The following is a 12,060-nucleotide window of genomic DNA, read 5'->3' as shown; positions in this document are numbered from 1 at the left end:
GATGGATCTGTTCATCGCCATCTTCACCGGCACCGTCATTGCCGCCACACCGCTGATATTCGCCGCGCTCGGCGAGCTCGTGGTGGAGAAGTCGGGTGTCCTCAATCTCGGCATCGAAGGCATGATGCTGATGGGCGCCGCATTGGCATTCTGGGCCGTCACCGCGGGCTATCCGATGCCTGTGGCGATCCTCGCCGGCGCGTTGGCGGGTGCGGCCGCCTCGCTGCTGTTCGGCGTTCTGGCGCTGACGTTCCTGACCAACCAATATGCAGCCGGCCTGGCGCTGGCGATCTTCGGTTCGGGCGTCTCTGCCTTCCTCGGGCGCGGCTTCGGCAGCGAGCCGATCGAGGCACTGCGCCGCCTCGACATCCCCGTTCTGTCCGATCTGCCGCTGATCGGTCCGCTACTGTTCCGCTTCGATCCGATGGTCTATCTGGCCCTGCTGATGTTCGTCGCCATCAGTTGGTTTCTCTACCGCACGAAAGCTGGCCTGGTGCTGCGCACGATCGGCGAGTCGCCGCAGACGTCGCATGCGATCGGCTATCCCGTGATCAGGATCCGCTACATGGCCGTGCTGTTCGGCGGGCTGATGGCAGGCCTGGCAGGCGCCTATTTGTCGGTCGCCTACACGCCGCTCTGGGTCGAGAACATGACTGCCGGCAAGGGTTGGATCGCGCTTGCGCTGGTGGTCTTCGCCACCTGGCGGCCGCTGCGCATCCTGCTTGGCGCGTGGCTGTTCGGCGGGATGACGATCCTTCAGTTGCAAGGTCAGGCGCTGGGGCTGGACGTGCCATCCGAACTGCTCTCGGCCTTGCCTTATCTCGCCACCATCATCGTTCTGGTGCTGATCTCACGAAACCGTCAGATGCTGGCCCTGCACTTCCCGGCCTCGCTGGCAAAACCCTTTCGCCCGACGAGTTGACCTTCTGCGAAATGCTACTTCCCTTGCTGGAGAAGGCTCAAGTCGATCTCGGTAATATGCCAGCGACCCAGATTGGCGGTATAGAGCTTGTCGCCCTTGAAGGCGATGTTGGTGGGGTGCGCCAGCGTGGTTGCGGCGGAATCCTCGATCAGCACTTCGAGACCTTTGTCCTTTTGCCAGCGATAAATACGGCTGGGCTCATAACATGAGATGAACAATGAGCCGTCAGGCGCAAAGGCCACTCCGTCCGGAACATTGTGCACGCCCTCGACGACGATCTCACGAGCCCCCGCCGATCCGTCAGCAAGGATCGGCACATAGCTGATGCAGGGTGCGTCGCTTTCCACGACATAGAGGCCGTTGCCGTCCGGCGCCATCGCCATGCCGTTGGCGAACGACATCGCCTCCCGGCACCACAGGCCGCCCTCGCCCGTCTTGAGATCGTAGCGGAAGATGCCCGAGCGATTGTCCTGGCCAACGCTGTCCGAAACGAAGAGCCAACCCCTCGCCTCGTCGACGATCGGGTAGTTCGGCACGCGAATGCCGGCCGACGCGAAGCGCTCCATGCGCGCTGTCGCGGCATCCCAGCGGAAAATCGCGGCATGCCTGAGGTCGCAGGCAAAGCAGTTTCCCGCGCTGTCGAAAGCGATGCCGAGCAGAAAACCGTCGGTGCCGCCCATGCGCCCGACCGAGCCGCCATCGGCGGCCAGCCGCAGCAGGTCGCCGGTTTCGGTGCCACACCAGATCGAGCCATCGCGGTGAACGGCCACGCCCTCCGGATGCGCGACGCGCGGGCTGGTGAAGATGCCGTCGAAGAAAACGCGCGCGGCTGACATGTCGAGCAACGGCTTGGCCATGGGATCTCAGCTTTCGACAAGCGCCGTCTGCGCGGCGATGCAGCGTTCGACCATCGCGCGGTCGGCTTCAAGAATCTCGGCGATCAGCGCGCCGCGCTCCTTGGCGCTGACGAACTCCAGACGGCGCAGACCGAGCGGGTCGATGCGGTTTCGCAAGATGGCGAGCGTGCTGTCGGAAGGCAGCGAGACCTCGCGGCAACAGGCGTCGAACGACACCGCAAATCCGGTGGCGTCACGGATTTGCTGCTGCGTAACGCCCGGCATGGTTTCGATGACGATCAATTCCCTCGAAGTCTCGTCGAGCCGGAAGACGCAGAGATCAGTGAAGACCAGCGCCCTGCCGGTGCGATAGCCCATCGGCTCGCGTTCGGCCGCCGTCAGCAACCCCCGGGCGGAACTGACGATCTCGACCTCGTCCACCAGCGACTGGATCGAGTGGCGGGGGATGTAGAGCAGGTAATCGCGGTGCATGTTGGCGACATCGGCCATGCCGCCTTGCCCCGGCAACCGGATGAGGCCGCCGCTTGGTTTGCGCAGTGCGATCGTGTTGACGCGGCCGCGCCGGTCGACCTGTGCCGCGCCGACGATCTCGTGCGTCACCGCGCCGGCCTGGTAATAGGTCGAGTAGGTATCGTCGCCGCCGGCATGCGCGACGGCCGTTTCGCAATCGAGGCTTTCGATCAGCGACAGGATCATCGGGCTCGGCGCGATGTCGAGATGGCCGCAGCTCATCGTCGCGATGATCATATCCGGCGCGTGCGTCGCCTTGGCCAGGCGATAGGCGACATTGGCCAGCGGCGAGACGGCACCCGCGCTGGCGAAGCTCTCATTGGTGAGTTCGGCGGCGATGCGGGCGGCGATGATCTCGTCGACGGATGCTTTCTCTTCGGCGCGCGCAAGCGCCGGCATGGCAAGCACTGTGTCAGCTCGAAGCTTCGCGGCTCTTTGCAGCGACTTCGGCACGCCCTCGGAAGGCGGGCGCAGATTGTCCGCCAAAGGCCTTTGCCGGTCGGCGAACGCCTCCGACAATCGCTGATAATCCGTGACGTAAAACGGCAGGCACGAGGCCGGATAGGCGCCGGCCGGCGCCAGCGCAATCGCCGAAACCTGGTTGCGGGTCAGCACGCTCTGGCGGCCGTCCTGGCGCAGCGTCCCGCCCGGCACGATTTCCTCGACCGTGACCAGCACCTTGCGCGCCGCACCCGCCATGGCGAAGTCCAGCGCGCGGGGCCCGATGATCTGCACATTGCCGCTTTCATCGGCGCGCTGGGCATGGACGACGAATGTGTCGAGCCGCAGCGGCGGGATGAATCCGTTTTCGGTACCGGCAATCGGATCAGGTCTGGCGCTCGCACCCGGCACGCGCGCCAGCATGCCCGATCCCAGCGGAAGCTGGAACGGCATCGAGGGCAGGTTCTGCTGCGCCGCCCGCAGCGCCTGGATCATGGCCAGCGCCGTCCAATCGCGAACCGGTATCGCGCCGCTTTCGGCGGCTGCGCGAAATTTTGGCGGCAAGCCGAAAATGTCGAGGCTGGAGAAACAGAGGTCGATCTCAGCCACGGCATGCGCTTCGAGCAGCAGTTCGAGGGGCAAGCCGCCGGCCCAGCAGATGTAATGCAGATCCTTGACGCCCGACCGGGCTATCGCACGCAGCAATGCGATCGGCAGCCGGGCGAAATGGTGGCCGCCGACACCAAACGATTCGCCATGGCCGACCATCGCGGCCAGTCCTTCGACATCCGTGAAGCGCGGCCGGTTCGGCTTGACCAGGGACATTGCGGCACGGTTCGTCACAGCGCGGATGCCTCGATGCGATAGCGGGTCACGAACTGTTTTTCAGGCGAGAATTCCTGCGCCGTCGCAATGCCGGATTGCGCGATCGGATTGTCGGCCAACGCTGTCGCCGGGCCGAGCCCGAAGGGCGAGCAGATCGGCTCGATGCCGATGGCGACATGGCGCCCGTTCCAGGGTGCTGCTTTGCGGCCACGATTGGAGTACCAGAGCAAAAGGCTCGGGAAATGCTCCTTCTGCCAGGAAAGTTTCACGCGGTACCCGTCCGCATGATTGGCGAGCGCCACCGTGCCATCCAGGCCCTCGATCTGCAACAATTCCTCCGTGTCGGCCACCAGCGGCGGTCGCGAAGCATCAGCCATGCCGCCCGCGCGGGCCGGTACGCTCGACAAGTCAGTGAAGGACGCGTTCCGGGCGAACAGTTCAGCGCTAGTTTCGACATCGTGTGGATAGGTGCGACCGTGATCGAAGGAACCAAGTTCCAGCGCGGCGGCGCCGATCTCCGCTGGCAGCCGGAACACCGGATGCAAGCCGATCGGCAATCGGCAGGCATGGCGAACGACGATCTTGAATTCAACGTCGACGGCTGGCATCGACGGATCGGGCGTCACCGTCCGCTCGACACGCCCGACCGGGCTTCCGGCTGGATAGGCGAGTGTCAGTGACAACGATCCTTTGGCGCTCTCGCGCCATTGCCAGTCATGGTTGGAGCTATGGCCATGGGCTTCCTCGCCCTCCTCCGGCGAGCCCATCACCCGAGCCCAGTCCTCGGGCCATCCATCGGCCGGCACCGAATAGCCGAAGGGCACGCAGGGCCATTCGCCGCGCAACTTGCGCAGGATGCCTGGCAGCGCTTGCGCCTGCGGCTCGTTCGACCACGGCGCAATGTGCATCGGCGAAACCTGCCGACCGTCCTCCAGAATGAACGTAACCGGCGCCAGCATCGCGCCAAGCCGCTGGACAGTCAGCGCGCCACGCGCCCAGCCCAATCCGCGATAATCGTCGCCCGCGTTCACGGCCCGCCCTTCTTTGCCTTTGTCGTGCTCCGCTCGGCGAACTCCTTGACGCGCTGCTGGCCGATCTCGCTGCGATAGAGCTCACCCAATATGTCGCGCTCCATGGTGAGCCCATCGTCCAGATCACCGGACACGGCATGCGCCGTCAGCGCCTTCAGTCCCTCGATTGCGGCAGCAGGCTCGGCGGCGATCATTTCTGCCAGTTCCAGCGCGCGCGGCATCAGCCGGTCGACCTCGACGATCTCGTTGACCAGACCGGCAGCGACGAATTCCGAGGCCGGGACGATGGCGCCGGTCATCAGCAGGAAATTGGCGCGGTTGCGGCCGAGCTTGGCCACGCTGCGTTGCGTGCCGCCGCCGCCGGGGATCAGCCCGAGCTTGATTTCCGGCAGGCCGAGCTTGGCGAATTGGTTGGCGATGACGAGGTCGCAGCACAGCACCAGCTCCATGCCGCCGCCCAGCGCGAAGCCGTTGACCGCCGCGATCACCGGTTTGCGGTTGTTCTCGATGGCCGCGTACATGCGCATGCCGGCAGCTTGGAAAATGTCGAATTCCGGTCCGGTCTGGGCGGCGTATTCCTTGATGTCGGCGCCGGCCATGAAGCCGCGCCCTTCCCCTGTCACCACGATCGCCCCGATGCTTGCATCGCCGGATAGCGACTCGAAGGTTTCAGTGATCTCGCCTTGCATCAGCCGGTTCATGGCGTTGAGCTGATCGGCGCGGCGGAAGGTGACGATCGCGACGCGGCCCGCGGTTTCGACCGTGAGTGTCTGGTAGGCGCGCATCGTCAGGCGGCGTCCACGGTCATGTCACCGGACGCCTCCAATGCGGCGATCTCGTCCTCGGAGAGGCCGAACTCGGCCAGGATCTCGCGGCCGTGCTGGCCGACCAGCGGCGCCGGCCGTTCTATGGTCGCGGGCGTCTCGCTCATCTTGACCGCCGGGGCGACCACCTGCACCTTACCGCCGCGCGGATGGTCGTAGCTGGTGATCATGCTCATGTGCTTGACCTGCGGGTCCTCAGCGGCGCGGCGGATATCCTTCACCTCGGCGCACCAGATGTCGGCTGCCAGCAGCCGCGCCAACAAATCCTGCGTGGCGAATTTCCTGGTCTCGGCATTCACCTTCTCGAAGACTTCATCGCGCTTGTCGAACAAAGTCTTGAGATCGTCGTAGACGGCAAGCTGCGGCGCCTCCAGCACCTCGTAGAGCGTCTTGAACGGGCTCATGGCGATCGACACGTAGCCGCCGTCGCTGGTCTCGTAGATGCCAAACGGCGCCTGCATGCCGGGATGGCCGATCCCGGAATTCGGCCGCACGAAGTCCTCACCAAGGTTGAGCACCGCGACATATTCCTGGTTGAGGTGCGCCAAGAGGCCGGCCAGCAGGTTGACCTCGATCTTCTGGCCCTTGCCGGTCTTCTCGCGATAATAGAGCGCCGACAGGATGCCGTAGACCATGTTCATGGCGCCGATCTGGTCGGCGAGGCCGGCGCCGGCGGGAACCGGGGCTTGATCGCCGCGGCCGGTGTTGGCGATCAGCCCTGCGAGCCCCTGGATCAGCATGTCCTGGCCGGGGCGCTCGACATAAGGCCCTTCCTCGCCATAGCCCGAGCCCGAGCAATAGATGATGCGCGGATTGACAGTCTTGAAATCCTCATAACCATAGCCGAGCTTGGCCAGCACGCCTGGGCGGAAGTTCTGCACCACCACGTCGGCGCTTTTCGCCATTTCCATGATGATGGCATGCACCTTGCGGCTCTTCAGATTGAGCGCGATCGAACGCTTGTTGCGGTTCCAGGCGAGGAAGTTCGGGCTCTCCGAGCCGCCGACCCATTTGGCGAAGAAGGTCATGCCACGGAACATGTCGCCGGCGCCGGCGCGCTCGATCTTGATGACATCGGCGCCCATGTCGCCGAGCAGCTGGGTAGCGAACGGCCCCTGCAGCAGATGGCTGAAATCGAGGATGCGGACGCCTTCGAGGGCCTTGTTCATGTCATGTCTCGTTTCAAAATTTTCAAAGCAGTTCGGGAACGTAGCGCGGCGCCGCCGTCAGCCCGCCATCGACGCGCAGGTCGGTGCCGGTGGTGAAGCCGGCGGCATCGGAGGCAAGATAGACGGCGGCCTCGGCCACTTCCGAAGGCTCGCCGATACGGCCGAGCGGATGCATCTTGACCCAGGCCTTGGCAAGATTGCCGCCGATCTCCTTGATGAGTTTGTCGTTCATCGGCGTGTTGATGGTGCCCGGCGAGATCGAATTGACGCGGATGTTCAGCGGCCCGAATTCAACCGCCATCTGGCGTGTCATCGCCATGACCGCGCCCTTGGCACCGGCATAGGCGGTCCAGCCATCAAGCCCGATGTGGCCTTGCGCGGAGGCCATGTTGATGATCGAGCCCGATTTCTGCGCGATCATGTGCGGCAGCGCGTATTTACAGGCGCGAAACACGCTGGTCAGGTTGACTGCTATCAGCCGGTGCCACTGCTCGTCGGTCATCTCGTGCACCGGCATGCCGCCAATGGCAATGGCCGCGTTGTTGACGAGGATGTCGAGGCGTCCCGTCTTTTTGACGGCACTGTCGATGAGGCCTGAAATGTCGGCCTCCTGCGAAACGTCGCAATGCAGATAGTCGGCGCGGTGGCCGGCGGCGCGAAGTGCGGCCGCGAAATCCTCACCAGCGCTGTCGGCGATGTCGCCCAGGAAGACATGCGCCCCTTCGCGCGCCATCGCTTGCGTGATCGCGTGGCCGATCCCGTCGGCCGCACCAGTGATGACGGCGATTTTTGCTTCAAGACGAGCCATCTTCAGCCTCCATTCGCACGCCGGCGTTTCGCTTCATCAAGGGCGACCGCGGCAATGATGATCATGCCGGTGATGACCAGCTGCCACTCGGTCGGCAGGCCAAGCCCGCGCAGGCCGTTGGACAGGAATTGCAGGATCAGCACGCCCAGCGCCATGCCGGTCAGGCTGCCGATGCCCCCCGCAAGGCTGACCCCGCCGAGCACGGTGGCGGCAACCACCTGGAATTCGAAATTGAGCCCCGCCGTATGCTGTGCCGAGCCGACCCGCGCGGCCAGGATGATGCCGGCGACCGTCGCCAGCAGCGCGCTGATGATGAAGCAGATGAACTTGACCCGCCGCACGTCGTAGCCTGCAAGACGGGCCACTTCCTGATTGCCGCCGACGGCATAGATTTGCCGTCCGAACGGCCGGTGCTGCATCATGTAGGCGAAGGCGGCGAGCAGGACGATGGCGATGACGGCCGAATAGGGGATGACGTTGAACAGGCGGCCATCCGACAGCGCGATGAAGCTGTCGAGGCTGGCATCGTCAGGGATCGCCCGCTGACCAGTGTAGAGATAGACGCCGCCGCGCATGATGAACATCGTGCCCAGCGTCACGATCAGCGAGTTGATGCCGGCATAGGCGGTGAGATAGCCGTTGACGACACCGATGATCAGCCCGAACAACAGCGCGCCGCCGACGCCGAGCAGCAGCGAATTGGTGTCGTTCATGATGATGATCAGCGGCAGTGCAATGGTCGCCAGCAGCGATCCGATCGAAATATCGACCTCGCCGGAAATGAAGACGATGGCGCAGCCAATGCCGGCGGTGAGCGCGAGCGAGGCCTGGCCGAGCACATTGGTCATGTTGCGCACGGAGAAGAAATTCTCGACGGTAACGGAGAAGAAAGCCAGCACCAGCACGAGGCAGACCAGCAGCGCCAATTCCTGCCGGGCAAAGAGCCGCGCCAGCATGGACGGCCGGGCTTTCGCGGAGACTGTATTCACAACGCTCATGTCTTATCCGATCGCCGCATTGAGGATCTTCTCCTGCGTGGCTTCGTCGCGCGGCATGATCGCGGTCAGGCGGCCTTCGCACATCACCGCGACCCGGTCGGCAAGACCGAGCAGTTCCGGCATCTCCGACGTCATCATGACGACAGCCAAGCCTTCGCCGGCGAGCCGGTCGATCAGGGCGAATATCTCCGACTTGGCGCCGACATCGATGCCGCGGGTCGGCTCGTCGACGACGATGACCTTGAGGCCGCGCATCAGCCAGCGCGAGATCAGCACCTTCTGCTGGTTGCCGCCAGACAGGTTCTTCACCTCTTGGAACAGGCTGGGCGTCTTGATGCGGAAGCGGTCGACGTAATCCTGCACCGCTTTGTGTTCCCTGGCCTTATCGACGAAGCCCATGCGGGCGAAGGCGCCGAGCGAGGCGAGGCTGGCATTCTGGTAGACAGGCAGCTCGCCCATCAGCCCTTCGCTCTTGCGATCCTCGGTGAGCAGACCGATACCTAACCTGACGCCGGTGCGCGTATCGTGCGGCGAGAGGCGCTGGCCGTCGACGGTGATCGTGCCCGAAGTGATCGGATCGTAACCGACGATCGCCTTGGCGAGTTCGGTGCGACCGGCGCCCATCAGCCCGAAGAAGCCGAGCACCTCGCCGGCGCGCGCCTCGAAGGACACGCCGTTGAGCTTCTTCGCCGTGCTGAGCTTGTCCACTGACAGGGCTACCTTGCTAGCCGGTGCGCCACGCTTGCGGGGAAACAGATTTTCGATGCGCCGGCCGATCATGTCCTGGATCAGCGTGTCGTTGGTGTGCTCGCGGATCGGCTTGGTCGAGATGTGGCGCCCGTCGCGCAGCACCGTCACCGTGTCGGCGATCTCGAACACTTCGTCGAGCTTATGGCTGACATAGACCACCGCGATGCCGAGGTCGGCAAGCCGGCGGATGACGGTGAACAGCAGCGAAACCTCGTTCGGCGTCAGCGAGGATGTCGGCTCGTCCATCACCACCACGCGGGCTTCATGAGCGAGCGCGCGGGCGATCTCGACCATTTGCTGCTGGCTGACCGGCAACGAGCCGGTTCGCGCCGCCGGATCGACGTTGAAGCCGATGCGGTCGAAGAGCGCGGCTGAATCGGCGCGGATCTTCTTCCAGTCGATGGAGCCGCTTCTGCCGGTCGGATAGCCTTCCAGGAAGATGTTCTCGGCAACGGTGAATTCGGAGATCAGCGCGATCTCCTGGAACACGACCTTGATGCCTTGCTTCAAGCTGTCGCGCGGCGACTTGATGTCGACCTCGCGTCCGTGCATGCGGATGGAGCCGGCATCCTTGCCGTAGACGCCGGCCATGATCTTGATCAGCGTCGACTTGCCGGCGCCGTTCTCGCCCATCAGCGCATGGATCTTGCCGGGCTCCAGGGTGAAGTCGACATTGTCGAGCGCCACGACGCCGGGAAAGCGCTTGCCGATGCCGCGCAATTCCAGCGCCGGCACATCGGTATCGATGGCCGCGCCTTCGCCAGGATGCAGGAAATCAACGGACATTGGCTCTGTTCCGGATGATGTCGAGATAGGTTGCCAGGATGATGACGATGCCCGGCACCACCATCTGCAAATCCTGGTTCCAGCCGAGGATGATGATGCCGTTGTCGATCACCTTCAGCACCAGAACGCCAAGCAAGGTACCGAACAGCGAACCGCGGCCACCAAGCAGGCTGGTGCCGCCGAGGATGACGGCGGCAATCACCGTCAGCTCGAAGCCACGGCCGGCGGTCGGCTGGCCGGCATTCATCAGCGACGACAGGATCATGCCGGCAACACCGACGCACAGGCCGGTGACGACGAAGGCCAACAGCTTGAGCCGTTCCGAGCGAATGCCTGACAGGCGCACCGCCTTTTCATTGGCGCCGACTGCGTAGAGGTAGCGGCCGAGCGTGGTGAAGCGCAGCGTCACATAGGCAACCACGAAGATCAGCGCCGCCAGGATGACGGGAACCGGCACGGGGCCGACATAACCGGCGCCGAGATCGGTGAAGCTTGCCAATTGGTTGTGGTTCTGCACCGCCTCGCGCGTGAACAGATAGACGCCGCCCTGCAGTATCATCATCGTGCCGATGGTGGCGATCAGCGAATTCACCCTGAGCCTGGTGACGACCAGCCCGTTGAACAGGCCGACCCCGCCGGCAAAGGCGAGCGCCGCCAGCATGCCGAGCGTAAGACTATGGGTGGAATTGAGCACCGCCATGCCGATGCAGCCGACGAAGGCGAGCGACGCGCCGACCGACAGGTCGACCTCGGCGGTGATGATGAGCATGGTCATGCCCGAGGCGACGATCAGCACCAGAGCGCATTGGCGCAGGATGGCGATGATGTTGGCCTCCGAATAGAATTGCGGCGCCGCGATAGAGATGGCGATGCACAGCACGGCCAGGATTGCGCCCAGCACGAGTTGGCTGCTGCCCAGAAGGTTGCCGCCGATGAAACGCTTCGACGCGGAGGCCTGTGTAAGCTCGCTCATTTCAGTCCATTCCCGGCCGTTTGCCTGGTCCCTCTGGAACCTGCCGTGTCGAACCCGGCATTTGTCTTGGCCACCGAAAGGTCCTGGCCGCCTGCCCTTCCCGCAACACGGGAAGGGCGATATCGGCCGGCCTTATTTCTTCAGGTCGGCGGAGGTCTTCATGCACTTTGCCGGCGGCTGCAGCGCGTTGACGGCATCCCATTTGATGGTGCGGGTGGTGCCGTCATAGTCATAGAACTTCTTCCAATCGTCGCCGTTCATCGGCGCGGTCGGGCTGACGATGTGCTCCGGCACTTCCTCATTGTTGAAAAGCTTCACCGCGGCATCGATGGCGGTAAAGCCTTCCTTCTCGGGGAACATCGCGGCTTCGATGCGGTAGGAAGGCTCGTTCTGCATCGCGTTGATGAAGGCAAGCCCTTCGCCGCCCGTGCCGACCGTCAACAGGCCATCCTGCGACTTGCCCGCCGCTTTCCAGGCCTGCAGGCCACCCAACGAAGACGAATCGTTGATGCCGTAGATGATGTTGATATCGGCGTTCTTGGCCAGTGCCGCGGAGGACACTTCGAGAGCGCGGTCCGGATTGCCGCCGCCGTCGAGATCGTGGACCATGACCGCATCGGGGATGATGGTCTTCAGCCCGTCCATGAAGCCGTGCGAGCGCAGCACGGTGGCGGAAAGCAGCGGCAGGCCGACATTCATCACCTTGGCAACGCCGCCGAGCTTTTCCTTGGCGTATTTGCCGGCCTCGACGCCGGAGAAATAGCCGGTGTCGTAGTCGCAGATGGCGACCATGGTGGTCATGCCCTTGACCGGATTGCCTTCCAGCACGACCGGCACGTTGGCGGCCTTGGCCTGGCGCAGCAGCGGCACCACGCCTTCTTCGTTCACCGGGGTGATGATCAGCACGTCGACGCCCTTGGCGATGAAGTCTTCGGCCGCGGCGACCTGCTTGGCTATGTCGAGATTGGCATCCTGCACCTCGACCTCGATGCCGAGTTCCTTGCCGTGAGCCTTCATGCCCTTGATGACGTTCTGATACCACTCATGGGTGGCGTAGTTGGTGACGTAGCCGATGCGCTTGGGCATGTTCTCGGCATGCGCGGCGGCGGCGCCGAGCGCCAGCACGGCGGCGGACGCAAACAGGATTGACTTGGACCAGAGCATTT

11 protein-coding genes are annotated in these 12,060 nt (G+C 63.9%); 1 reads left to right on the top strand and 10 read right to left on the bottom strand.

Translation table 11 applies throughout. The features are described from left to right. Position 1: 1 nt before the first annotated feature. Positions 2-922 carry an ABC transporter permease gene (locus tag FJ959_RS05625; RefSeq protein ID WP_140515241.1) on the top strand — a complete coding sequence of 307 codons (921 nt, stop codon included), beginning with the start codon at positions 2-4 and terminating at the stop codon, positions 920-922. A 14-nt stretch (positions 923-936) separates the two neighbouring features. Here the strand turns inward: FJ959_RS05625 and FJ959_RS05620 are convergent, their stop codons facing one another. The 10 genes from FJ959_RS05620 to FJ959_RS05575 form a co-directional block, all read right to left on the bottom strand. Continuing rightward, positions 937-1,779, bottom strand: a complete 843-nt coding sequence (locus tag FJ959_RS05620; protein ID WP_140628957.1) for an SMP-30/gluconolactonase/LRE family protein — start codon at positions 1,777-1,779, stop codon at positions 937-939. Between the two features lie 6 nt (positions 1,780-1,785). Continuing rightward, complete coding sequence (locus FJ959_RS05615) at positions 1,786-3,555, bottom strand: CoA-transferase (protein WP_140628954.1); 1,770 nt, start codon at positions 3,553-3,555, stop codon at positions 1,786-1,788. Between the two features lie 14 nt (positions 3,556-3,569). After that, a complete protein-coding gene (locus tag FJ959_RS05610) occupies positions 3,570-4,586 on the bottom strand; it encodes a hypothetical protein (RefSeq protein ID WP_140628951.1) in 1,017 nt (338 codons plus the stop codon). Next, positions 4,583-5,371: an enoyl-CoA hydratase/isomerase family protein gene (locus tag FJ959_RS05605; RefSeq protein ID WP_140497502.1), complete on the bottom strand. Its 789-nt coding sequence runs from the start codon at positions 5,369-5,371 to the stop codon at positions 4,583-4,585. Before FJ959_RS05605 ends, FJ959_RS05610 begins: the two co-directional genes overlap by 4 nt. A gap of 2 nt (positions 5,372-5,373) precedes the next feature. Continuing rightward, entirely contained in the window at positions 5,374-6,579 is a 1,206-nt protein-coding gene (locus FJ959_RS05600) for a CaiB/BaiF CoA-transferase family protein (RefSeq protein WP_140628948.1), read from the bottom strand. A 22-nt stretch (positions 6,580-6,601) separates the two neighbouring features. After that, on the bottom strand, positions 6,602-7,387 hold the full coding sequence (locus FJ959_RS05595) for an SDR family oxidoreductase (RefSeq protein WP_140515237.1): 786 nt from the start codon (positions 7,385-7,387) through the stop codon (positions 6,602-6,604). 2 nt (positions 7,388-7,389) lie between these two features. Then, positions 7,390-8,385: an ABC transporter permease gene (locus FJ959_RS05590; RefSeq protein ID WP_140515236.1), complete on the bottom strand. Its 996-nt coding sequence runs from the start codon at positions 8,383-8,385 to the stop codon at positions 7,390-7,392. Between the two features lie 3 nt (positions 8,386-8,388). Then, the gene (locus FJ959_RS05585) at positions 8,389-9,921 is read right to left on the bottom strand and encodes a sugar ABC transporter ATP-binding protein (RefSeq protein WP_140515235.1); all 1,533 of its coding nucleotides are present in this window, start codon (positions 9,919-9,921) and stop codon (positions 8,389-8,391) included. After that, positions 9,911-10,894 carry an ABC transporter permease gene (locus tag FJ959_RS05580; RefSeq protein ID WP_140628946.1) on the bottom strand — a complete coding sequence of 328 codons (984 nt, stop codon included), beginning with the start codon at positions 10,892-10,894 and terminating at the stop codon, positions 9,911-9,913. Before FJ959_RS05580 ends, FJ959_RS05585 begins: the two co-directional genes overlap by 11 nt. Before the next feature lie 132 nt (positions 10,895-11,026). Next, complete coding sequence (locus FJ959_RS05575; RefSeq protein ID WP_027027652.1) at positions 11,027-12,058, bottom strand: sugar ABC transporter substrate-binding protein; 1,032 nt, start codon at positions 12,056-12,058, stop codon at positions 11,027-11,029. Between the last annotated feature and the right edge of the window lie 2 nt (positions 12,059-12,060).

It is taken from the genome of Mesorhizobium sp. B2-2-4, from assembly GCF_006442375.1.
Taxonomy (GTDB): domain Bacteria; phylum Pseudomonadota; class Alphaproteobacteria; order Rhizobiales; family Rhizobiaceae; genus Mesorhizobium.
This window is presented reverse-complemented; position numbering and strand designations above follow the sequence as displayed.

Excerpts from the sequence above, each read along its gene's own strand:
- FJ959_RS05575 (WP_027027652.1), bottom strand. The coding sequence starts at position 12,058 with ATGCTCTGGTCCAAGTCAATCCTGTTTGCGTCCGCCGCCGTGCTGGCG.
- FJ959_RS05600 (WP_140628948.1), bottom strand. The coding sequence starts at position 6,579 with ATGAACAAGGCCCTCGAAGGCGTCCGCATCCTCGATTTCAGCCATCTG.
- FJ959_RS05605 (WP_140497502.1), bottom strand. The coding sequence starts at position 5,371 with ATGCGCGCCTACCAGACACTCACGGTCGAAACCGCGGGCCGCGTCGCG.
- FJ959_RS05615 (WP_140628954.1), bottom strand. The coding sequence starts at position 3,555 with ATGTCCCTGGTCAAGCCGAACCGGCCGCGCTTCACGGATGTCGAAGGA.
- FJ959_RS05620 (WP_140628957.1), bottom strand. The coding sequence starts at position 1,779 with ATGGCCAAGCCGTTGCTCGACATGTCAGCCGCGCGCGTTTTCTTCGAC.
- FJ959_RS05580 (WP_140628946.1), bottom strand. The coding sequence starts at position 10,894 with ATGAGCGAGCTTACACAGGCCTCCGCGTCGAAGCGTTTCATCGGCGGC.
- FJ959_RS05595 (WP_140515237.1), bottom strand. The coding sequence starts at position 7,387 with ATGGCTCGTCTTGAAGCAAAAATCGCCGTCATCACTGGTGCGGCCGAC.
- FJ959_RS05625 (WP_140515241.1), top strand. The coding sequence starts at position 2 with ATGGATCTGTTCATCGCCATCTTCACCGGCACCGTCATTGCCGCCACA.
- FJ959_RS05585 (WP_140515235.1), bottom strand. The coding sequence starts at position 9,921 with ATGTCCGTTGATTTCCTGCATCCTGGCGAAGGCGCGGCCATCGATACC.
- FJ959_RS05590 (WP_140515236.1), bottom strand. The coding sequence starts at position 8,385 with ATGAGCGTTGTGAATACAGTCTCCGCGAAAGCCCGGCCGTCCATGCTG.